At 54.4% G+C, this 21,202-nt stretch carries 26 protein-coding genes; 10 read left to right on the top strand and 16 right to left on the bottom strand.

The window, feature by feature from the left end:
* Positions 1-43 precede the first annotated feature (43 nt).
* The 5 genes from purB to rluE are packed head-to-tail and all read right to left on the bottom strand — an operon-like array spanning position 44 to position 4,381.
* Positions 44-1,414, bottom strand: a complete 1,371-nt coding sequence (gene purB / locus LZP96_RS01435) for an adenylosuccinate lyase (RefSeq protein ID WP_064325729.1) — start codon at positions 1,412-1,414, stop codon at positions 44-46.
* A gap of 19 nt (positions 1,415-1,433) precedes the next feature.
* The gene (gene hflD, locus LZP96_RS01430) at positions 1,434-2,063 is read right to left on the bottom strand and encodes a high frequency lysogenization protein HflD (RefSeq protein ID WP_064325730.1); all 630 of its coding nucleotides are present in this window, start codon (positions 2,061-2,063) and stop codon (positions 1,434-1,436) included.
* Between the two features lie 28 nt (positions 2,064-2,091).
* Positions 2,092-3,204 (bottom strand): tRNA 2-thiouridine(34) synthase MnmA, encoded by a 1,113-nt coding sequence (gene mnmA, locus LZP96_RS01425; RefSeq protein WP_064325731.1) that lies wholly within the window; start codon positions 3,202-3,204, stop codon positions 2,092-2,094.
* A 39-nt stretch (positions 3,205-3,243) separates the two neighbouring features.
* Positions 3,244-3,717, bottom strand: coding sequence for an NUDIX domain-containing protein (locus tag LZP96_RS01420; RefSeq protein WP_064325732.1), 474 nt, complete (start codon positions 3,715-3,717; stop codon positions 3,244-3,246).
* A gap of 10 nt (positions 3,718-3,727) precedes the next feature.
* Positions 3,728-4,381 (bottom strand): 23S rRNA pseudouridine(2457) synthase RluE, encoded by a 654-nt coding sequence (gene rluE / locus LZP96_RS01415; protein ID WP_064328104.1) that lies wholly within the window; start codon positions 4,379-4,381, stop codon positions 3,728-3,730.
* Positions 4,382-4,498: 117 nt separating this feature from the next.
* On the opposite strand from rluE, the gene icd reads away from it, so the two are divergent.
* Together icd and LZP96_RS01405 are read left to right on the top strand one after the other, a co-directional pair.
* Complete coding sequence (gene icd / locus LZP96_RS01410) at positions 4,499-5,749, top strand: NADP-dependent isocitrate dehydrogenase (protein WP_064325733.1); 1,251 nt, start codon at positions 4,499-4,501, stop codon at positions 5,747-5,749.
* A 171-nt stretch (positions 5,750-5,920) separates the two neighbouring features.
* On the top strand, positions 5,921-6,133 hold the full coding sequence (locus tag LZP96_RS01405; protein WP_064325734.1) for a hypothetical protein: 213 nt from the start codon (positions 5,921-5,923) through the stop codon (positions 6,131-6,133).
* Between the two features lie 213 nt (positions 6,134-6,346).
* On the opposite strand, the gene yncL is transcribed toward LZP96_RS01405, so the two are convergent.
* Positions 6,347-6,439: a stress response membrane protein YncL gene (gene yncL, locus LZP96_RS01400; RefSeq protein ID WP_071892362.1), complete on the bottom strand. Its 93-nt coding sequence runs from the start codon at positions 6,437-6,439 to the stop codon at positions 6,347-6,349.
* Between the two features lie 388 nt (positions 6,440-6,827).
* Here yncL and LZP96_RS01395 point away from each other — a divergent pair, with 388 nt between their 5' ends.
* A complete protein-coding gene (locus tag LZP96_RS01395) occupies positions 6,828-7,076 on the top strand; it encodes a GlsB/YeaQ/YmgE family stress response membrane protein (protein ID WP_064325735.1) in 249 nt (82 codons plus the stop codon).
* A gap of 56 nt (positions 7,077-7,132) precedes the next feature.
* Here LZP96_RS01395 and yoaJ read toward each other — a convergent pair whose 3' ends face one another.
* Genes yoaJ through LZP96_RS01385 form a run of 3 tightly spaced genes read right to left on the bottom strand, consistent with a single transcriptional unit; the run spans position 7,133 to position 8,378 of the window.
* Positions 7,133-7,207, bottom strand: coding sequence for a protein YoaJ (gene yoaJ, locus LZP96_RS24175; protein ID WP_103677854.1), 75 nt, complete (start codon positions 7,205-7,207; stop codon positions 7,133-7,135).
* Entirely contained in the window at positions 7,208-7,306 is a 99-nt protein-coding gene (locus LZP96_RS01390; protein WP_049003319.1) for a YoaK family small membrane protein, read from the bottom strand.
* A gap of 43 nt (positions 7,307-7,349) precedes the next feature.
* Entirely contained in the window at positions 7,350-8,378 is a 1,029-nt protein-coding gene (locus LZP96_RS01385; protein ID WP_064325736.1) for a sensor domain-containing diguanylate cyclase, read from the bottom strand.
* A gap of 261 nt (positions 8,379-8,639) precedes the next feature.
* Here LZP96_RS01385 and LZP96_RS01380 point away from each other — a divergent pair, with 261 nt between their 5' ends.
* Both LZP96_RS01380 and LZP96_RS01375 read left to right on the top strand, forming a co-directional pair.
* Entirely contained in the window at positions 8,640-8,882 is a 243-nt protein-coding gene (locus LZP96_RS01380) for a putative hemolysin (protein WP_064325737.1), read from the top strand.
* A gap of 80 nt (positions 8,883-8,962) precedes the next feature.
* Entirely contained in the window at positions 8,963-9,268 is a 306-nt protein-coding gene (locus LZP96_RS01375; protein ID WP_064325738.1) for a hypothetical protein, read from the top strand.
* On the opposite strand, the gene LZP96_RS01370 is transcribed toward LZP96_RS01375, so the two are convergent.
* Positions 9,261-9,614: a DUF488 domain-containing protein gene (locus tag LZP96_RS01370; protein WP_064325739.1), complete on the bottom strand. Its 354-nt coding sequence runs from the start codon at positions 9,612-9,614 to the stop codon at positions 9,261-9,263. The genes LZP96_RS01375 and LZP96_RS01370 overlap by 8 nt on opposite strands.
* Positions 9,601-10,104, bottom strand: a complete 504-nt coding sequence (locus tag LZP96_RS01365; protein WP_064325740.1) for a 2-thiouracil desulfurase family protein — start codon at positions 10,102-10,104, stop codon at positions 9,601-9,603. The genes LZP96_RS01370 and LZP96_RS01365 overlap by 14 nt, the downstream gene beginning before the upstream one ends.
* A 148-nt stretch (positions 10,105-10,252) precedes the next feature.
* Between LZP96_RS01365 and LZP96_RS01360 the strand changes: the two genes are divergently transcribed.
* On the top strand, positions 10,253-10,960 hold the full coding sequence (locus LZP96_RS01360; RefSeq protein WP_064325741.1) for a CTP synthase C-terminal region-related (seleno)protein: 708 nt from the start codon (positions 10,253-10,255) through the stop codon (positions 10,958-10,960).
* A gap of 29 nt (positions 10,961-10,989) precedes the next feature.
* Here the strand turns inward: LZP96_RS01360 and LZP96_RS01355 are convergent, their stop codons facing one another.
* A complete protein-coding gene (locus tag LZP96_RS01355; protein WP_064325742.1) occupies positions 10,990-12,177 on the bottom strand; it encodes a CynX/NimT family MFS transporter in 1,188 nt (395 codons plus the stop codon).
* Between the two features lie 100 nt (positions 12,178-12,277).
* Here LZP96_RS01355 and LZP96_RS01350 point away from each other — a divergent pair, with 100 nt between their 5' ends.
* Positions 12,278-13,069 (top strand): AraC family transcriptional regulator, encoded by a 792-nt coding sequence (locus LZP96_RS01350; protein WP_064325743.1) that lies wholly within the window; start codon positions 12,278-12,280, stop codon positions 13,067-13,069.
* Here LZP96_RS01350 and LZP96_RS01345 read toward each other — a convergent pair.
* The 3 genes from LZP96_RS01345 to LZP96_RS01335 all read right to left on the bottom strand — a co-directional run bounded on the left by LZP96_RS01345 (position 13,053) and on the right by LZP96_RS01335 (position 16,993).
* Complete coding sequence (locus LZP96_RS01345; RefSeq protein ID WP_064325744.1) at positions 13,053-13,499, bottom strand: DUF441 domain-containing protein; 447 nt, start codon at positions 13,497-13,499, stop codon at positions 13,053-13,055. The two genes, LZP96_RS01350 and LZP96_RS01345, sit on opposite strands and share 17 nt — an antisense overlap.
* Positions 13,500-13,607: 108 nt before the next feature.
* Entirely contained in the window at positions 13,608-15,644 is a 2,037-nt protein-coding gene (locus LZP96_RS01340; protein WP_064325745.1) for a glycoside hydrolase family 31 protein, read from the bottom strand.
* 14 nt (positions 15,645-15,658) lie between these two features.
* Positions 15,659-16,993 carry a glycoside-pentoside-hexuronide (GPH):cation symporter gene (locus LZP96_RS01335; RefSeq protein WP_064325746.1) on the bottom strand — a complete coding sequence of 445 codons (1,335 nt, stop codon included), beginning with the start codon at positions 16,991-16,993 and terminating at the stop codon, positions 15,659-15,661.
* A gap of 285 nt (positions 16,994-17,278) precedes the next feature.
* Here LZP96_RS01335 and yoaI point away from each other — a divergent pair, with 285 nt between their 5' ends.
* Together yoaI and LZP96_RS01325 are read left to right on the top strand one after the other, a co-directional pair.
* Positions 17,279-17,383, top strand: coding sequence for a small membrane protein YoaI (gene yoaI / locus LZP96_RS01330; RefSeq protein WP_087892587.1), 105 nt, complete (start codon positions 17,279-17,281; stop codon positions 17,381-17,383).
* 210 nt (positions 17,384-17,593) lie between these two features.
* A complete protein-coding gene (locus LZP96_RS01325; RefSeq protein ID WP_064325747.1) occupies positions 17,594-19,618 on the top strand; it encodes a TonB-dependent copper receptor in 2,025 nt (674 codons plus the stop codon).
* An 18-nt stretch (positions 19,619-19,636) separates the two neighbouring features.
* On the opposite strand, the gene LZP96_RS01320 is transcribed toward LZP96_RS01325, so the two are convergent.
* Positions 19,637-20,137: a YbaK/prolyl-tRNA synthetase associated domain-containing protein gene (locus tag LZP96_RS01320; RefSeq protein ID WP_258925658.1), complete on the bottom strand. Its 501-nt coding sequence runs from the start codon at positions 20,135-20,137 to the stop codon at positions 19,637-19,639.
* A 163-nt stretch (positions 20,138-20,300) separates the two neighbouring features.
* Here LZP96_RS01320 and LZP96_RS01315 point away from each other — a divergent pair, with 163 nt between their 5' ends.
* Positions 20,301-21,197 (top strand): diguanylate cyclase, encoded by an 897-nt coding sequence (locus tag LZP96_RS01315; RefSeq protein WP_064325749.1) that lies wholly within the window; start codon positions 20,301-20,303, stop codon positions 21,195-21,197.
* Positions 21,198-21,202 lie beyond the last annotated feature (5 nt).

Genomic DNA, 21,202 nt, shown 5'->3' with positions numbered 1-21,202 from the left:
GCGGGAAGGACCCTCTTTCCAGGCGGAAAGAGGGCAAAAGGCATTATTTCAGCTCGTCTACCATTGTAATAGCACGACCGATGTAATTGTCCGGCGTCATGGCCTTGAGACGCGTTTTCTCTTCTTCCGGCAGTGCCAGTCCGTCGATAAACTGTTTCATGCCTTCGGCATCAACACGCTTACCACGGGTCAGCTCTTTCAGTTTTTCGTACGGTTTCTCGATACCGTAGCGACGCATCACGGTCTGGATAGGCTCGGCCAGCACTTCCCAGTTATGATCCAGCTCGTCCAGCAGACGATCGCGGTTCACTTCCAGTTTGCTCACGCCTTTCAGCGTGGACTGATAAGCAATCAGTGAATAGCCAATGCCGACGCCGAGGTTACGCAGAACGGTGGAATCGGTCAGGTCACGCTGCCAGCGGGAAACCGGCAGTTTGCTTGCCATATGCTGGAGCATGGCGTTTGCCAGACCAAGGTTACCTTCTGAGTTTTCGAAGTCGATCGGGTTAACTTTATGCGGCATGGTGGACGAACCAATTTCACCGGCAATGGTTTTCTGCTTGAAGTGGTTCAGGGCCACATAACCCCAGACATCGCGGTCGAAGTCGATGAGGATGGTGTTGAAGCGGGCGATGCAATCAAACAGCTCGGCGATGTAATCGTGCGGCTCAATCTGCGTGGTGTACGGATTCCACTGAATGCCCAGAGAGGTAACAAACTCTTCACTAAACTGGTGCCAGTCAACTTCCGGATAGGCAGCGATGTGGGCGTTATAGTTACCGACGGCGCCGTTGATTTTGCCGAGAATTTCCACCTGCTCAAGCTGGCGGAACTGGCGCTCCATACGGTACGCGACGTTAGCCATCTCTTTACCCATGGTGGATGGGGTAGCGGGCTGGCCGTGGGTGCGCGACAGCAGCGGAATATCACGATATTCAACGGACAGCGCTTTCACCGCATCAATAATCTTGCGCCAGTAAGGCAGCACCACGTCCTGACGCGCGGTGGACAGCATCAGCGCATGCGACAGGTTGTTGATGTCTTCAGAGGTACAGGCGAAGTGGATAAATTCAGACACCGCGTGCAGGGCGGGGATAGACTCCACTTTCTCTTTCAGGAAATACTCGACCGCCTTCACATCGTGGTTGGTCGTGCGCTCGATGGTTTTAATGCGCGCCGCATCGTCTTCATTAAACTCAGCGACGATTTTATCGAGGTAATCGTTTGCCTCGGCAGCAAAAGCAGGAACTTCCTTGATTGCTGCGTGCGCGGCCAGTTTTTGCAGCCAGCGTACTTCAACTTGTACACGGAATTTCAGCAGACCATATTCGCTGAAAATCCCGCGCAGCGCGCTGACTTTATCGCCGTAACGTCCATCGACGGGTGAAACGGCGGTCAGTGAGGATAATTCCATAATTCGCAACTCCGGGAGGTTAACAATGAGCAAGAATTTGTTTTGCCTGAGCGGTCAGGCGACTACGAGAAAACATAAGCTGCAGACGTCCGCCGCCGACCTGGTGCCACAGCACCGCAGCGCGGATACCGGCCAGCAGTGAGGCGCGAACCTTCGCCTGAACCTGCGGGCTTTGCAGCACAGCAGGGGAGCCGGTGACCTGAATACGCGGGCCGAGCGGGCTTATCACGTCAACATATATGGCGGCCATCGCGCTCATTAATGTTTCAGACTGTAGGTCAAAATGATCGAGCTGGCGTTGCAGGCCCGCGATGCGCTCACCGAGGGTATCCATCGCCCCTTTGGCGCCGCTAAGCTTACGCTCAAGGACCATCAGGCTTAACGTGTAACGCGTCAGCTCAGCGTTCAGACCCTGACGGTTACTGGCATTCAGTACGCCAAGGAGCGTTTCGAGACCAGGACGAAGATTCGTTTCACTGCCACCGAATACCCCAAGCGTGGAGCCCGGGTTGAGATCGATAACGCTGTTGAGCGAAACGTGCAGCGCGTCGGCGTCGCAATGACCCTGATGCGCCAGCTCCTGCACCAGACGGGCAGACTGGCAAATTCCAGCCAGCGCCAGGGTGATGTCATAATAGTTCTTCGCCACTCGTGCTCCTTATGGTGTGCAATCGTTTTTAAGCAGACGTCAGGGGCAGACGCTGTTCAATAATACCGCCACCCAGGCAAATTTCACCGTGATAGAAGACAGCGGACTGCCCGGGGGTGACAGCAGAAACGGGTTCATCGAAACGAACCTCAATACGTTCATCATCCAGCGCGGTGATTGTGCACGGGATATCCGTCTGACGATAGCGCGTTTTCACGGTGCAGTGCAGGGTGCCTTTAACCGGCTGGCGGTCGACCCAGTGAAGCTGCTGCGCGATAAGCCCAACGGACATCAGACGCGGATGGTCATGGCCCTGAGCAACGATGAGAATATTATTCTCAACGTCTTTATCGACCACATACCATGGATCTTCGCTGCCTTCTTTAGTGCCGCCAATGCCCAGCCCTTTACGCTGACCGAGGGTGTGGTACATCAGCCCCTGATGCTGGCCGACCTCTTCTCCGTCAACGGTCAGGATTTTGCCCGGTTGTGCAGGAAGATAACGGCCAAGGAATTCACGGAATTTACGCTCACCGATAAAGCAGATACCGGTTGAATCTTTCTTTTTCGCGGTGATGAGATCAAGCTCTTCGGCAATTTTACGCACCTGCGGTTTTTCCAGCTCGCCGACCGGGAACAGGCTCTGTGCAATTTGCTCATGACCGAGGGTATACAGGAAGTAGCTTTGATCTTTGTTGCCATCCAGGCCGCGCAACAGCTGGCTTTTGCCATTCACGTCTGCGCGACGCACGTAGTGACCGGTCGCAATATAATCTGCGCCCAAATCTTCTGCAGCGAACTCCAGGAAGGCTTTAAATTTGATCTCTTTGTTGCACAGAATATCCGGGTTCGGCGTACGTCCCGCTTTATACTCTTCGAGGAAAAGCTCGAAGACGTTATCCCAGTATTCTGCGGCAAAATTGACGGTGTGCAGCTCAATGCCCAGCTTGTCGCACACGGCTTGCGCATCGGCAAGATCGGCAGCAGCGGTGCAGTATTCCTCGCCATCGTCTTCCTCCCAGTTCTTCATGAACAGGCCTTCAACCTTATAGCCCTGTTGTTGCAACAGGTAGGCGGAAACGGAGGAATCGACACCGCCGGACATGCCGACGATTACTTTTTTCTGGCTGTTATCTGACATGGAATACTCACGACATTGAACTTAAGGCGGCGTATTCTATCACGCGCCCCCACCATTGACACCCTCTGTAAACGGCCAGTTAAATTCGCCAATCACCGCAAGCGGCAGGCGAGCGCCAGACTGGTAACTGCGAATACTTTCGGCAACCAGCGGCGAGCGCAGGTTTGGCGCGTTGAGGATCTCCTCAGCGGTGACCCACAGGCAGCGATCGATATCGTCATCATGCGGCTCGGTGGCGCACATTTCGCTAAGTTCAACGACAAACAGAAAACGCAGGAAAGGGGTTCGATCCGGGGCAATCCACTGATGCATACGCACAAAGTACTGCGGCTTTGCCTGAATACCGGTCTCTTCCCACAGCTCGCGCGTGGCGGCCTGCACCAGCGTTTCATCGGCTTCAAGGTGCCCGGCGGGCTGATTCCACAATGCCTTTCCATTAATGGTCTCTTCAACCACCAGAAACTTATCCTGGGCATGAACGAGTGTGGCGACCGTGACATGGGGCTTAAACATATATGTGTCCTTATTCTGTAACGTCCCGCCACGCACCGTTGGCAAGAGCATCCAGGGTATAACTGCCCATCGCATAGCGAATGAGCCGCAGAGTCGGATATCCCACGTGAGCCGTCATCCGGCGCACCTGACGGTTACGCCCTTCGTAAAGGGTGACTTTTAGCCAGGCGGTGGGGATAGCTTTTCGCTCACGAATCGGGGGCTGGCGCGGCCATAACCATTCTGGTTCATTGACCCGCTCAATGCCTGCCGGCAAAGTAGGACCATCATTTAAGGTCACTCCCGTGCGCAGTGCCGCGAGAGACGCTTCGGTGGGTTCACCTTCCACCTGAACGTAATAGATTTTACCGGTGCGCTTTCCCGGCTGGGTCAGTTTGGCCTGTAACGCCCCGTCGTTGGTTAAGACCAGCAATCCTTCGCTGTCGCGGTCAAGACGGCCTGCCGCATACACCCCTTCTACCGGAATAAAATCCTTCAGGGTGCGCCGGCCCGCTTCGTCGGTGAACTGCGGCAAGACATCGTAGGGTTTATTGAACAAAATGACCCGCTTTGGCTGGCTTACCGAGGGTTTGCTGGTGGCTTGTCGTGAGCTGAATCGCTCAACCCGGTGATTTCTAATAGAAGTTTTCTTCATGGTATTTTCAGACGTTATTAATTGCCGCATTATAGCCCAATAACGAATGCCTTTCATGGCGCCAGACATTCAGGTACTATCGAACGGCTCATTACAAATTATTAACATAAGATCAGTAACAACCAGAAGCGCTCGAAGGAGAGGTTAATGGAAAGCAAAGTAGTTGTTCCGGCGGAAGGTAAAAAGATCACCCTGCAAAACGGCAAGCTTAACGTTCCACACAATCCGGTTATTCCGTTCATTGAAGGTGACGGTATCGGTGTAGATGTAACGCCAGCGATGCTGAAAGTGGTTGATGCCGCTGTTGAGAAAGCCTACAAAGGCGAGCGTAAAATTTCCTGGATGGAAATTTACACCGGTGAGAAATCTACTCAAGTTTACGGCCAGGACGTTTGGCTGCCAGCAGAAACGCTGGACCTGATTCGTGACTATCGTGTTGCCATTAAAGGCCCACTGACCACCCCGGTCGGCGGCGGTATTCGCTCCCTGAACGTTGCTCTGCGTCAGGAACTGGATCTGTATGTGTGTCTGCGCCCGGTGCGCTACTACCAGGGCACCCCTAGCCCGGTAAAACATCCTGAACTGACCGATATGGTTATCTTCCGTGAGAACTCCGAAGATATCTATGCGGGTATCGAGTGGAAAGCGGACTCTGCCGATGCAGAAAAAGTCATCAAGTTCCTGCGCGAAGAGATGGGCGTGAAGAAAATTCGCTTCCCTGAACATTGCGGTATCGGCATTAAGCCGTGCTCTGAAGAGGGGACTAAACGTCTGGTGCGTGCGGCGATCGAATACGCAATCACCAACGATCGCGACTCTGTGACCCTGGTTCACAAAGGCAACATCATGAAGTTCACCGAAGGCGCGTTCAAAGACTGGGGCTACCAGTTGGCGACCGAAGAGTTCGGCGGCGAGCTGATCGATGGCGGCCCATGGCAGAAAATCAAAAACCCTAACACCGGCAAAGAGATCATCATTAAAGATGTGATCGCCGATGCGTTCCTGCAACAGATTCTGCTGCGTCCGGCTGAATATGACGTGATCGCCTGTATGAACCTGAACGGTGACTACATCTCTGATGCCCTGGCGGCACAGGTTGGCGGTATCGGTATCGCGCCTGGCGCAAACATCGGTGACGAATGCGCGCTGTTTGAAGCGACTCACGGTACGGCACCGAAGTATGCCGGTCAGGATAAAGTGAACCCAGGTTCTATCATCCTGTCCGCAGAAATGATGTTGCGTCATATGGAATGGTTCGAAGCCGCAGACCTGATTGTTAAAGGTATGGAAGGCGCGATTAACGCCAAAACCGTCACCTATGACTTCGAACGTCTGATGGATGGCGCTAAGCTGCTGAAATGTTCAGAGTTTGGCGACGCGATTATCGCGAACATGTAATCCAGACTCAGGGTTAAACAAAAACGGGAGCCGATGGGTTCCCGTTTTTTTTCGTCTTAATGCCAGCCCCGCGTCGTCTGTAAAAATGTGTTGCATTTTGATGGCGTAAATTCCCTTGTGATTCGTTTCCGGCTAGCTACGCTTAGAGAGGTAACCTATATCGGAGGGGTTATGCTGACTCATTCTGAAGCGAAACGCTGGGCGTCGATAATGTTGAAATCAGCATTATGCGATGGCATGAAAACGGAAGAGATTTCTCGACAGGTGCACCTGATTTGCGATCATCACGGACGTGAGTGCCTGGAAGAACTCATCGAAGAGATCTTAATTGAAGCAGGGCGAATTGGTCCAAGGCACAGCGCCGGGGAGATCACCCACCATTAATCCTCTGCTGACCGCCTTCGGGCGGTTTTTCATTGTCTGAAAGGCGTGCAGGCGTTAGCTCTTTTTCCACCCCTGTAAGGCACCGCGTTACCAGTGTGACAACTCCCGCAGGCCCCTGCGAACCGATGCGACAATTACACGCCGTTACGCGTGACGACGAAGGTCTCGTCGTCACGGCGTTAATCGCCCGATCATGCGTCGGGTGTGCTCAGATCAGAGCCAGTCAAACCGCACGGACAGGAGCACCATCAGCATACTGGCGGCAGTCAGGTTTAACAAAACAACGAATCGGCTTGAAACATTCATAACATCAATTGGTTCCAGCTGTTTTTGGTGAAGTAAGCGTAGTCGGCTTGTGAGGATATTCAAGCTATTAAAGCGGGTAGGGAGGGGAAATCGCTGCGCATGGGGCAAAAAAAAGCCCACTAAAAAGTGGGCAAGAAATACTGGAAGCAATGTGAGCAATGTCGTACTAAATACCTGAGCGTTTCACTCAACTATTCAGTAATGAGAAAGATAATCTTTCTCAAAGGAAGATGCAACCCCATCTTTTGTGTGGTGCGTTTTACCGTGTTGCTTATAAAGTATGCAAACAATCCACGTGATGAATGTCACAAATTTCCTTTCTCAGATCCTGTGCTATCCTTTTCGGTGTCGTTGATTTAATGACAAAAACCATACGGAGAGGAAAACGATGGGAATTTTATCCTGGATTATCTTTGGGCTTATTGCAGGTATTCTGGCGAAGTGGATCATGCCGGGCAAAGATGGCGGTGGTTTCTTTGTGACCGTCATTCTGGGGGTCGTAGGTGCCGTTGTAGGTGGCTGGATCAGCACCTTGTTTGGTTTTGGTAAAGTTGACGGCTTCAATATGGGGAGTTTTGCTGTCGCGGTGATTGGTGCGCTGGTAGTGTTGTTTATCTACAGAAAGATCAAAAGCTAAGCAAAGACTAACTCATTAAAAGGCTGCCCTCTGGCAGCCTTTTTACGTGATAAATTTCACCACCAGCCAAGCTGAGTGCCTGCGACCGCAACAATGGCGACGATCAGCATAATAATGGTCGTTTTTTTCATTCATGCCCCCGGTGCGGCATAACCGCCGACAAAAAACCACGTTAAAAACACCACAGCCGTAATAAAAATAACGACCGGGAAAAGTATTCCGATTCTCATGACGTCCCCTTATTGGGTTTTGATGCGTGCAGAGTGTACGAGGTTACGCCTCAGGGAGAAAGCGGGTTTTCTGCTTACCTTTCTTATCCCGGTACATTGCCGTATCCGCAGCCCGCAATGCGGTGTCTGCATCCGTGGTTGAAGGGTCAACCTCCACGATGCCGAGACTGGCCCCGGGATAGACAATATGAACGCTTCCCAGCCAGTAATCACCGGCAATGCTGGCGCTAATCTGCGTTTTAATCACGTTGAGCTGACCGTTTTCCGCCGCGTTGTCGCTCTGGCTCAGGCAGGCTACCAAAAACTCATCGCCGCCCAGTCGGCCAACAATATCGTCCTCAGTCTGACTGGCGGTGAGACGCTTACCCACCTCAACCAGAAACTGGTCCCCGGCTTCATGGCCCAGCTGGTCGTTGATGAGCTTAAAATCATCCAGGTCAATAAAGGCAATGATGGCTTTGCGTCTGAGATGGCGCGCCAGAGAAAACAACGTGGTCAGATTTTCGAAGATGGCCCGCCGATTCGGTAACCCGGTCAGGGCATCCGTGTACGAGTGAGCAATAAGGGCGGCGTTCGCCTCGCGTAGCTGCATCACCAGCGACTCTTTCTGAATATATTGCCCGATCAGACCCGCAAAGAGCCGCAGCACCTGTTCGCCACGATTGCTGAGCAATTTCTTGTCGGTGCTGGTCGCACATAAGGTGCCGTACAGGTAACCATCGGCCAGATGAACCGGAATACTCACATAGGTTGTGATCCCCAGCGCTTTAGCCGCATCGCAATCAGGCCACCGCTCCGCCACCTCATTACTGAAAAACGTCCCGCTGTCGAGGGCGCGCTTGCACAGCGTGTCGCCCCATGGAACGCTCAGCCCTTCGGGGATCTGCATCTGTTTGCTGTTTCGCGCATACAGAATGTGTTGCAGCCGGGCGTTAATATCGACCTTCGTCAGATAGGTCGATTCCATCTCGGTAACAATCTCAAGCATTTCCAGTAACTGACGTACCAGGCTTTCAAGGGATTGTTCGGTTGCGAGGGTTTCTGAGACACGGGCAAGAATGATGTCCGACATGAAATGGGTAAACTCCCATGCAGAAGGTGTCAATATCTGCATGTTATGCTGAAATTTTCGACTCCGGCATAGTAAAACATGAATTAAAAAAATTTTATATATTTGCAGCGTCACCGGATAGGCGACAAACGAAAAAAGCCCCGAGGGTAAGGGAAACGCGTTAGCGCCAGGAATGAAACGTGCAGGTTTACGCCAGAAATCATGGAGAACGCGACGATGACAGGGTAGTCTTATATCACTGCATTTTATAAGGAGACATGCATGCGTTATCTGTTCCTCGCACTCATTTTGCCCCTCACCGCGTGCTCTACGGCACCTGACGCGCCTGAACCGCCGCAGACAGGCATGGCCAATCCGGCTGCGGTATACTGCATGGATAAAGGGGGAGCGCGCGTTCCGGTTCAAAGCCCGCAAGGTGTGCGTACCGAATGTAAATTGCCTGGCGGTGAAGTCGTTGATGAGTGGACGCTGTTCCGTCGCGATCATCCTGCGTCCACCAGGTGACATTTGCCTCTGGTCTGCGATAAACTTCTCATTAGGAATTATCTTAGCCTTTCATTGGCCGTTAACACCGCGAGAGAAGTATGTTTCAGTTAAAACCGGGTAGCCTCGCCATTATTATTGGTGCCCGCACATCAGCAGGGCGCCGAAATATCGGTAAATCCGTTGAGCTATTTGCGCTCTGCCAGCCAGGGCAGCGTTTTTTGAATCCCGTTAATGGCGTCATGACGGAATTACCGGCTACGGCGGATCGCGCCCTGTGGCTGGTCACCGGCGACATTACCTCGTTTGACCATCAACACGGTTTTGCCTTTGTGCGACCGGAGCATTTAATGCCCCTGACGCCAGAAGATGCGCCGTATGCGGTGGATGCCTTCACCGTTAACTGATTTTCAGATGGCGTAACCAGTCGGCCAGTACCAGGGCGTGATTTTGCCCGGTATTTTTGGCGCCATAGAGCAGGGTAACCGTCTGCTGAGCGGCAAGGGCGGCAATGCGTCGTCCTTCGTCTTCGTGCTGCGCCAGCTCCTGACGGTATGCGTCACTGAAGCTGGCAAAATCTATCGTTTCGCCGTGAAAGGCCTTACGCAACTCGCTCGAGGGGGTGAGGATTTTGCACCACTCGTCGAAGGCCAAATCCGCCTTGCGCACCCCGCGCGGCCAGAGTCTGTCGACAAGAATTCGATAGCCATCGTTTTTACTGGCGTCGTCGTATACCCGTTTACACTGAATCATTCTCTCGCTCCTTAACCCAGTCGATCAGTTCTTCCAGCCGGCTTTCCGGGAAGACTGTTATCCCGTGTGCATTCAGCAAGGCTGCTGCCACACCCATCCCGTCACGTTTTTGCCCGTTAAAATGGCCGCTATAAATATTGTCACTGCCGCAGGTCGGGCTGCCATCGGTCAGCAAAGCCGCGCTACAGCCTGCTTCCTGCGCTGCCTTCAGGGCCAGCCAGGCGGCAAGCTGATAGTGTTCCGTCACGTCTGTGCCATCGCTTTCCAGTATACGCGCCCGGCCTGCCATTACATCCTGTCCGGTGCCCGAAACAATCTCAGCGGGCAGACGCGGAACAGAGAGACCGGCCGCCAGTTCAGGGCAGTGCGTGACCAATCTGCCTTGTGCATGCCAGTCTTTTAATGTGGCCGTAAGGGCGGCCTTTTCGCTGCCGTTATACCGCACCTTGTGGCCCATCAGGCAGGCGCTGACCAGGATTTTTGTCTTCATGTTGCCCCTCGAACAGAAAGAAAACAGGCTATCACATTCTGACAACAGACTTTTGCCCACCGATTTTAAGGTATTGTGATAGCGGCAAAAGATCGGTAGTCTGAGGTTCCTTATGTTATCGGATAATTATTCGCATAAGGACCCTCGCATGGAACTCTCCCCGCTTAAAGACACGCTTCGTATTGCCCTTGTGGGCGATTATAACGCTGAGGTTATTGCACATCAGGCCATTCCACTGGCGATCGATGACGCTGCCGCAGTGCTGGAGTTAACCGCCGATTACGACTGGATCGCCACGCCCGAGCTGACCAGCCCGGAAGACCTGGTCGGTTACGATGCTATCTGGCTGGTGCCCGCAAGCCCCTATAAAAATACCGAGGCGGCCTTTATCGCTGCACGCTACGCGCGTGAGAACAGTGTCCCGTTTCTGGGGACCTGCGGCGGCTTTCAGCATGCGTTAATTGAGTATGCCCGTAACGTGCTGGGCTGGGCGGATGCGGCCCACGCTGAAATTGACAGTGAAGGGCGAATGGTCATTGCACCTTTAACCTGTTCGCTGGTGGAAAAAACCGATGCCATTGAACTGCGTCCCAACACCCTGATTGCGAAAGCGTACGGAAAGTTAGAGATTGAAGAGGGGTATCACTGCAACTATGGTGTCTCGCCCGAGTTTGCGCTGGCGCTGGAGAGCGGCGATATGCGGGTAACGGGCTGGGACGATCAGGGTGACATCCGGGCGGTGGAGCTGATCACCCATCCGTTCTTCGTGGGGACGCTGTTTCAGCATGAGCGCGGTGCGCTGGCCGGGCGACCTGTCCCGCTGGTTCATGCCATGCTTCGCGCCGCCCGGGGATAAAGGGGCAGGGTTTTGGCCTGCCTGAACACTCAGCCGGGCGTGATTTCGCGATCGCGCCCGGCGAGGACGCCACAAAAAGCCATCACCACGGCGGCAAACGCACAGACCAGCAGCGGGATGCGCCAGTCGCCAGCGGTATCGTGGATTTTCCCCATCAGCGGCGGTCCACAAGCGGCCAGCAAATAACCGACGGATTGCGCCATACCGGAAAGCGCGGCGGCCTGATGCGCAGAGCTGGCACGCAGACCAATAAACGTCAGGCCCAGAATCATCGTCGCTCCCGATCCAAAACCAAAGATCAGCGTCCACAGCACCGCCTGCCCGGGAATCATCCAAAAACCCGCCGCGCTCACGGCACACAGCAACGCCGCGAAACCTGCGATGCCGCGCTGATCCTTCATACGATGCAGCAGAAGGGGAACCGCCAGCCCCGGCGCCGCCGTCGCCAGCTGAAGCAGTCCGTGCATGGAACCCGCCTGGGTTTCGCTATAGCCCTGGCTGATCAGGATGGCGGGCAGCCAGCCAATAATGACGTAGTAGACGAGCGAGTTTATCCCGAGAAAGAGCGTCACCTGCCACGCCAGCGCCGAGCGCCAGATACCGCGATTGTGCAAGGCACGGGCACCGGTCAACGGCGAGGTTTGTTTTGCACGCCACTGGGGGAGCCACAGGAACAGCGCCAGCAGCGGGAATGCCATCAGCATCAGCAAGGCGTTATGCCAGCCCGCACCGGCCAGGGCCAGAGGCACCACCAGCGCGGAGCCGAAGGCGGCAGCCGCGCCCATTGTCAGGGAATACGCCCCGGTAAGCCTGGCGACATGCCCAGGGAAATCGCGCTTTATCAGACCAGGCAGTAACACATTGCCCAGGGCGATACCGCAGCCGATGACGGCCGTGCCCGTAAAGAGCAGCGCGGCGGAGGGCAGCGAACGGATCCCGATGCCTGCACAGATCAGGATCAGGGAGATAAACAGGCTACGCTCCATGCCAATCCGGCGCGCGGTGCCTGCCGCCAGCGGGGAGATCAGGGCAAAAGCCAGCAGCGGGAGCGTAGTGAGCAGGCCGGTTTGGGCCGTGGTCAGCCCGTAATCGCTGCGAATCATATCTAAAAGCGGCGCCGCCCCCGTAAAGGTGACGCGCAGCGTGGTGGCAATCATCAGAATGCCCGCGATCAGCAAGGCCCGATCTTTTGCAGAAGGTTGAGTGGTGGTGGTCATTGTTTTCTCTTACATCTTTTAAGAGCGCTCACCTTACCCGTTTTCAGCCTGGTTTAAATCAAGCTAAAATGACAGTTTATCGCTCAAAGAGGACAACATTATGATGGGGCTCGGACTTGAAGGGTACGATCCCGACAGCCAGCACGATCCGGCAGCGGCCTTTCATATTCGCGTGGTCGAAGATGAACAGCACATTCCCGCGCATCAGCACCGTAAAGGTCAGCTGATTCTGGCGTTGCAGGGGGCCATCACCTGTGAAGTCGAAAATGCGATGTTAATGGTTCCACCGCACTATGCGGTCTGGATCCCGGGCCAGTTGCCCCACAGTAATAAAGCTACGCCGAGCGCGCAGCTCTGCTTTCTGTTTATCGAGCCGGGGGCGGTGACGCTGCCGGAACGGTGCTGTACCTTAAAAATATCCCCGCTGGTGCGGGAGCTCATATTGGCGCTCGCTGCCCGCACGCGCGAGCAGATGACATTGCCTGCCACCGCCAGGCTGATTGACGTTCTGTTTGACGAGCTTCCCCAACAGCCCCAGGAGCAGCTGCAGTTGCCGGTCTCCTCTCATCCCCGGATTCGCCTGATGAGCGACACCATGGCGAAAGAACCTGCCGCCTGGCAAACCCTTACCCAGTGGGCGCAGCACTTTGCGATGAGCGAACGCAACCTGGCGCGGCTGGTGGTGAAGGAGACTGGGTTGAGCTTTCGCCGCTGGCGGCATCAGCTTCAGCTGATACTGGCGCTGCAGCTGCTGATTCGTGGGCAGTCGGTACAGCAGGCTGCCCAAACGCTGGGGTATGACTCCACCACCGCGTTTATCAATATGTTTAAAAAAGGGCTGGGCCAGACGCCCGCCCGTTACGTTGCCGGCTTGTCTATGACTTCCCGATAAACAGTGAAACCAGCCCGGCGGCGATCAGCGGGCCGACGGGAACCCCACGGAACAGCGCCACGCCCAGTACGGTGCCCACCAGCAGTCCAGCCACCAGCGAGGGCTGACTGCTCATCAGGGTAACGCCACGGCCACCCAGCCACGAGACAAACACGCCTACGGCAATGGCGATCAGTGATTTCCAGTTTACAAAGGAATGCAAAAGCGTTGAGGCGGGAAGGGTGCCGCTGGCAATGGGAGCCATCACCCCAATGGTCAAAATGATGATCCCGAGGGTCAGGCCTTGTTTTTCTATCCATGGGAAGAATGTGTTCAACGGCGTCACGCGGACAATGATCAACACCAGAATAGAGATAGCGACCGTTGTGTTATGACTGATAAAGCCCAGCGCGGCCAGCGCCAGCAGAATCAGGAGGGTAGGGTCGAACATGAAGGTATCCTTGCCAAAAAAAGTAAGCCTGCTTACTTTACGCGTAAATGCGTGCGCAAACAGGCTATCACGAAAAAAATCGTTCTTTTTTGGGCACCTGCCAGAGGCTTACGCGACCAGCACGGTGATCAAGAGGCTGCCTTCACGAATGAATACCGGAATGGTCTCCAGCCCTGCCTGCACGGTAATACGTTCTCCGCCTGCGTAACCTTCACCGTTCAGGTCAACCCAGCGATTGCCTGCGGGCAGCCAGACGTCGCGCTGCCGCTGTCCGGCATGCATCACCGGGGCAATCAGCAGATCCTCACCGAAGAGATACTGATCCTCACATGCCCAGCTTTCGGGTTCATCCGGATAGTGCCAGAAGAGGGGGCGCATAAGCGGATCGCCGTGCTGGTGCGCATTCTCATACAACGCATCAATGTAAGGACGCAGCTTTTCGCGCACCGACAGCCAGTGCTGCATCAGTGAATAGTTCTCTTCGCCATAGCTCCACAGCTCGTTAGGCGAGCCGCTGTTGCACTGGGGTATGCCATCCCGATAGCGCTCGGGCGGCTGGATTTGTGGTTCACGGTAGCCGTGCATACGCAGCACCGGACAAAATACCGCCCACTGGAACCAGCGAATAAGCAGCTCGTGGAATGCCGGATCGTTGACGTTCCCCCCCTGGAAACCCCCAATATCCGTTGTCCACCAGGGGATGCCTGCCAGACCCATATTCAACCCTGCCGCCAGCTGATTGCGAAACGCGTGGAAAGAGGAGTGGACATCCCCCGACCAGGCCAGCACGCCGTAACGCTGGCTGCCTGCCCAGGAGCAGCGCACCAGGTTGACAATCTCTTTTTCCCCCTCGGCCTGTAAGCCATCATAAAAGCCCTGGGCGAAATCACGCGGATAGCGATTCCCCACCTCCAGCACCGGGCCTGCATGATAACGATAATTATCAAAATCGTAGGCACGGTACTCCGGCTCGGCTTCGTCCAGCCAGAACAGCTTAATGCCCAAATCGTAATAATTCTGCTTCACCGTCTCCCAGACAAACTGGCGTGCCTGAGGATGCGTGGCGTCAAAGAAGGTGGTGTTGCCCATGAAATCCAGATTGACCTGCACGCCACGCTCGCTGCTGACCAGCCAGCCTTTTGCCTTCATCTGCGGGTAGAGCGGACTGCGGGCTTCTACCGTCGGCCAGACCGAGACCATGAGCGCAATGCCCATCGACGAAAGCTCGTCGACCATGGCTTTAGGATCGGGCCAGTCCACCGGATCGAAACACCAGGTGCCCTGATTGGGCCAGTGGAAGAAATCAATCACCATCACCGACAGGGGGAGATGACGCCGACGGTACTCGCGGGCCACTTCCAGCACCTCCTGCTGCGTGCGGTAACGCAGTTTGCACTGCCATAAACCGCTAATAAAGGCAGGTGCCTGCGGCGGCGTGCCGGTGGCTTTGACGTACTGGCGCGTGATGTCAACAATGCTGTCGCCCGCGGTGATCCAGTAATCCATCTCGCCGGTGACGCGGGCGCGCCATTCAGTCTGATTTTTTGCAAAACTCACTTCACCAATCGCCGGGTTATTCCACAGCAGGCCATACCCCAGGCTGGACTGCATAAAGGGGACGCTGGCCTGAGAGTTACGCTGTGCCAGCTCAAGAGTACAGCCTTTCAGATCCAGCCAGGGCTGCTGATATTGACCCATACCGTAGATGCGCTCGCCGTCGCGGGACTCAAAACGTACGGTCAGCTGATATTTGCTGCCCGGCAGCGGTTTAAACTCGCGCCCGTCAAGCTTCAGCGCGCTGACGTATTTATCCTGACTTTTTTCACTCGCGCCAATGCCAACCGTTGAACGCTGTCGCCACATCTCTTCCAGCAACAGCTCGCCGCGCTGGTTGTAAAAGGCCAGTTGCCCCTTCAGATTCAACGTGGCGGTAATGTTGCCATTACGGAGCGTCAGGCTCTCTGCATCTGCGTTGATCCCGGCCTGGCAAGCTGCAGGCGGTAACAGGGCGTGCAGGTCGTCGTTAAAGTCGGGTGAGCAGGTGGCTCTGACGCGCAGGCTATGCTCGCCCCAGGGTTCGATACGCAGGATTTGACGTTCGAAACGCCACTCAATGCTGTTGGTATGTTGAATAAGTTCACTCATGGTTGTGCGTCCTTTTACGAAATGCTCTGTCTGGCGAGATTGATTGATTTCATGGTGCTGTCGTCAAGCTTGTACCAGCGCAACGTGGCGAAGGCACACAGCGACAGTATCCCCGGCACCACGGTAAAGAGTGCGATGATGCAGTACATGGCCGTGGACGTTTGTTCCGGGGCATTCGGCACGTAACCGCTAAAGCCTAGCGTCCAGCCGACGATGGCACCGCTGATGGCCATGCCGAGCTTCAGCACCGCCAGGAAGGTGGAGAAAATGACGCCATCCATCCGCTTGCCCTGTTTCCATTCACCGTAATCGGCCACATCCGCCATCATCACCCACATAAGGGTGGTGGTAGCCTGGTAAAGGGTGGAAATAATGAAGGTGAGCGGGACCAGCACGTACGCGGATTTAGGCGCAAAGAAGAGGGCGATACTCAGAACGCCCGCCAGGACCGCGCAGTAGCCAAACATCTGTACTTTGCTGTAGTCGCGCGTCAGGCGTTTTGCCATCGCGCTGCCGGCGGCTTTGCCCAATATATGAGCCCCGAGCATCCACATAAAATAGCTGGCACTGCCCAGATAATAGGTCACGAAATACATCATGGCGCCAAGGCGAATAACGCCAAAGCCGATATTGGTTAATACCAGAACGGCAACGACGCGCCACTGATCGTTACGGATTAAATCCCGCAGTTCAGCAAGGTAATTATTATGGGTTGCGGGGGCGTTAATCCGTTCGCGGGTATTCGCAAAGCAGATCCAGAACATGACGACCGCGATCGTGGCCATGATAGCCATTGCCCAACGGTAGCCGAGCAGTTTATCGTCGCCACCTAAATATTCCGCCAGCGGCATCATAAAGAACGTGGATAATGCCCCACCCAGCGTGGCCAGGAAAAAACGATAAGATTGCAGCGATATTCGCGCTTCGTTATCCGGCGTAATGACCGCACCCATTGAGCAATAGGGAATATTAATAGCGGTATACATCAGCATCATGACGGTATAGCTGACGGTAGCGAAGATCATTTTACCGTGTAAATCCAGTGATTCCGGGACGGCGTAGGTCAGCAGGCAGCTTGCGCCGAAAGGCAGCGCAAGCCAGAGCATCCACGGGCGGAATTTACCCCAGCGCGTCCGGGTGCGGTCGGCAATATAGCCCATCGCGGGATCAATGATGGCGTCAGCAGTACGCGCCAGCAAAAACATCGTTCCGACAAACGCGGCGGGTAATCCCACAACGTCCGTGTAATAAAAGGTCAGAAAGATAATGACATTATCCAGCCCAATATGGCTTGCCATGTCTCCCAACCCGTAACTGATTTTTTCTTTGCGGGAAATCGTATCGGTCATGAAATTCACCCTGCCAGTGTAAGGTTTATTATAAAGATGTTCTGTTATTCATCCTTGACCACACGCGGGCGGTTAACAATTGCGAGATCTGGCATTGGATTTATGGAAACTCTTTTTCGTGATACCGGTAACAAATCGGGCGGGTAGCGGTTGTGTTATTGAGGAAATAATTATTTTTTAAGGAATCGTTTCAGCGCTGGAATATTCATGCAGGTGCCGTTGAAATGTCATCTCACTGTCATCCTGAACGTTTAAAAAAGAGGCAATAACCACGGGGGAGTCCGTATGAACGATACCATGTTTGTCGAGACGCTGATTATCTCATCCTCATTTCTGTCGATTGCGGTGATTCTGATCGCGTCCGTTATTTTTCTTGAGAAATATCGTTAAGCCTGACGGACGTGCTGCCGTTAAGCTGTTTTAGCGCTATTTGCAAGCCCTGTCAGCGGCTTTTATTCTCTTTGACGCCCGTTGTATCCCTTTTCCCCGCCTGCGAGAATTTTCATTCTTTTTATGCCCCCGCGCTTGACGGTCATCCTCTTTTCTCTGTGAGCCGTGCTTGCGGCAGTGCGCCCTGAAAATAGCTTCACAGGCTCAAGAATGAAACCAAAAAAGTTAACTCTTCATCCCCTGGCGCTTGCGCTCATGGGGGGACTCTCGTTTGCTGCTGGCGCAGCACAAACTTCTGCCGCGCCCGTGCTGAATGACGACGACGTGATCACCGTCACTGCGCCGGTGCTTTCACCGCTGGAAGTGGTGACCTCACCCAAAGCGCCCCGACAGCCCGTCCCGGCGAGCGATGCTTCGGACTATCTGAAAACGATCCCCGGTTTTAGCCAGATTCGTAACGGCGGCAGTAATGGCGACCCGGTGTTTCGCGGCATGTTTGGTTCACGTTTGCGTATGTTAACCAACGACAGTGAAATGCTGGGCGCGTGCCCGGCCCGTATGGATGCGCCAGCCTCATATATCTCCCCCGAAAGTTACGATCTGCTGACCCTTACCAAAGGACCGGAAACCGTCCTCTGGGGGCCAGGAAACTCCGCAGGTACGGTGCGTTTTGATCGGGAACCGCCGCAATTCGCGAAGGGCGATGCGAAAGGCGATGCGAGTTTACTCGCGGCGTCTAACGATCGCTTCGATGAGAACGCCGACGTCAGCTTCGGAAACGAGAAAGGCTATGTCCGCCTGAGCGGCAACCACTCGCAGGCGGGGGATTATAAGGATGGCGACGGCCAGCGCGTGGCCTCTCAATGGGAGAAGTGGAATACTGATATGGCCATTGGCTGGACCCCGGATGCCGATACGCTACTTGAGCTCACGGCCGGACAGGGAGACGGTAACGCCAGCTATGCGGGCCGTGGCATGGATGGCTCCCAGTTCAAGCGCGAAAGCCTGGGCCTGCGCTTTAAGAAAGACAATATCGGTGAGACGTTTGATTCGCTTGATATCAGCGCCTGGTATAACTATGCCAATCACATCATGGATAACTACTCCCTGCGCTCGCCTGGAACGATGACCTCTGCCACGTCTGACACCATGGATATGTCTGCGAAGATGGATAAACAGGTGGACCGCCGAACCGTAGGAGGGCGCATGATGGGCACCTGGCTTTGGTCTGATTTTCAGCTGCAAAGCGGGTTAGATACGCAACTCAATACTCATCGCAGTAATGAAGAAGATGAAAATGAAGGCTGGCAGGAGGATGCGCGCTTTCACGACTATGGCGCCTTTGGCGAGCTAACCTGGACGGCGACGGACCTCACTAAAATGATCGGCGGCGCTCGCCTCGACAAGGTGGAAGTCGACAACGCTACCGGCGTGGGCGACGACAGCCGCCAGGACACCTTGCCCGCAGGCTTCTTACGGGTTGAGCATAATCTGGCAACGGTGCCTGCCATGTATTATGTCGGTCTGGGTTATACCGAGCGCTTCCCGGACTACTGGGAACTCTTCTCGCCGACCTACGGGCCGGACGGCACGACGGACGTCTTCGACCATCTAAAACCAGAGAAAACCACTCAGCTGGACGCAGGGGCGCAGTATAAAGGCAAGCGCGTGAGCGGCTGGGTTTCTGCCTATCTGGGGCGGATCAACGACTATATTTTGTTTGAATATGATCCTGATGACAGCCATGTCAGCCAGGCGCAAAACGTCGACGCGACGATCATGGGCGGCGAGATGGGGGCCTCTTACCAGCTCAGCGAGCAGTGGAAAACCGATTTTACCCTGAACTACTCCTGGGGAGAAAACAGTGATGAAAACCAGCCGTTGCCACAAACGCCCCCGCTGGAAGCACGCGCAGGGCTGACCTGGGAGAAGGGCGACTGGACTTCAACAGGGCTATTACGGATGGTCAGCCCGCAGCACCGGGTGGCGATTAACGAAGGGAATGTCGTGGGCAAAGACTTTGACAGCAGCGCCGGGTTTGCCATCGTTTCGGCTAATGCGGCCTATAAGATCAACCCGCACCTCAAGCTGAGCAGTGGGGTGGATAACCTGCTGGATAAAACCTACAGCGAACACCTCAACCTGGCGGGTAACAGCAGTTTTGGTTACTCCACCAACACGCCGATCAACGAACCCGGCCGGACGTTCTGGGCGAAAATGAACCTGACGTTTTAAACCCGCCCGTTTTTACGCTCAGGCGCGGCGAAAGTTAATCAGTTCAGGTTGAGCGATTCGCAGGTAGTCATCCGTTTTCATAATGACGGATTTTTCCAGCAGGCCGGCATTAAAGGCAATTTCATCAAAACGCTCAAAGAGCAGCGGATCGGCGACCAGCGTCAGGTCAGGATGAAAGCTAAAAGGCGGTATGGCGCCAAAGACGCAGGCGGTAAGCTCATCGACCTCAGCCGGGCTGGCGAGTGACGCTTTTATACCGCCAAAATGGCCGGCTAACTGGCTCAGGTCCGCCTGCTGGTCGGCGGCGAGGATCGCCAGTACGTGTTTTTTCACCCCGTTGCCTTTCACTTTGCAAACCAGCGCTTTCGCACCCTGGCCCAGGTCTGTGCCGCGTATTTCACTGACGGCTTCGCATTTCCCTACCGGTTCATGCTCCACAACGCGAAATTGCGCGCGCTGCTCGGTGAGCAAGGTAATGAGCTGCTGGTGTGTTGCAGACCCTTTAATATCCTCTGACATGGATGTCGTTACCTGTAACGTTATTGAAGAAGATCCAATCTAGCACAGATAAATTGGCGGGGCGTAGAGCAGGAATAAAGATTTATATACCTCTCGCTGACAAATGTTGAACTCTCTGCCGTTATGATGATCCTGCGTGAATTACTCATGGACAGGAGCGATGATGAACAGAAAATTCAAGGAAATCGACGCAACCCTACAGGGCCTTAATTATTCTACCGATGCGCACTTTAAATGGTTGGTGACGATACTGCGCTTTGTCTCTCACCGGGATGTACAGCTGGCGGAGATTACCTTCAGCGATGCCCACGATCATTGTGAGTTCGGTCAGTGGCTTAACGAGCAACTGAAAGCGGAGCGAGAAGATAAACATTTTTTGCTCGAAATAGATGCGAAGCACCGCCAGGTTCATCAGGCGTGTCGACAGGTTGTTACCGCCATTGAAAACAAACATTCCCGTTCCGGGGCATTCGATCTTTTTGAGGCCACGCTGCTGGAATTTACTGCGTCGCTTTCACATTATAAACAGCATTTGCTGCAATTACGCACCAGTTATGATGCACTCACGGGATTACCCTTGCGACGTATTCTGGATGAGTCATTTGAGAAGCGGAATTCCCGCGTGCAGGTGGAAGGGCTCTATTTACTGTTGCTGGATATCGATCACTTTAAAAAGGTGAACGACACCTATGGTCATTTAGTCGGTGATGCAGTATTGCGTTCACTGGCGTTAAACCTTGAAGAAAATGTTCGCCGTGCCGAAACGGTATACCGTTACGGTGGGGAAGAGTTCATTATTTTACTGCAGGCGAATAACGATCGGGATGCCGTGGCGGCGGCGGAGCGTCTGAGACAGTGTATTTCTGCCACCGAAACCGTGTCTGGTGAGAACAGAATCCGTATTACCTTTACCTCTGGCTTAACGCGCGTGCAGAGCGGGGAATCGCTCCGGGAAGTGCTGGAAAGAGCTGATAAGGCACTTTATCGGGGTAAGCATAGCGGGCGAAACTGCACGATGCTAATCGACCCACATTTTCACTGCCTCAACGCAACACGCTAAAAAAG

Source organism: Huaxiibacter chinensis (assembly GCF_022171985.1).
Taxonomy (GTDB): Bacteria; Pseudomonadota; Gammaproteobacteria; order Enterobacterales; family Enterobacteriaceae; genus Enterobacter; species Enterobacter chinensis_A.
This window is presented reverse-complemented; position numbering and strand designations above follow the sequence as displayed.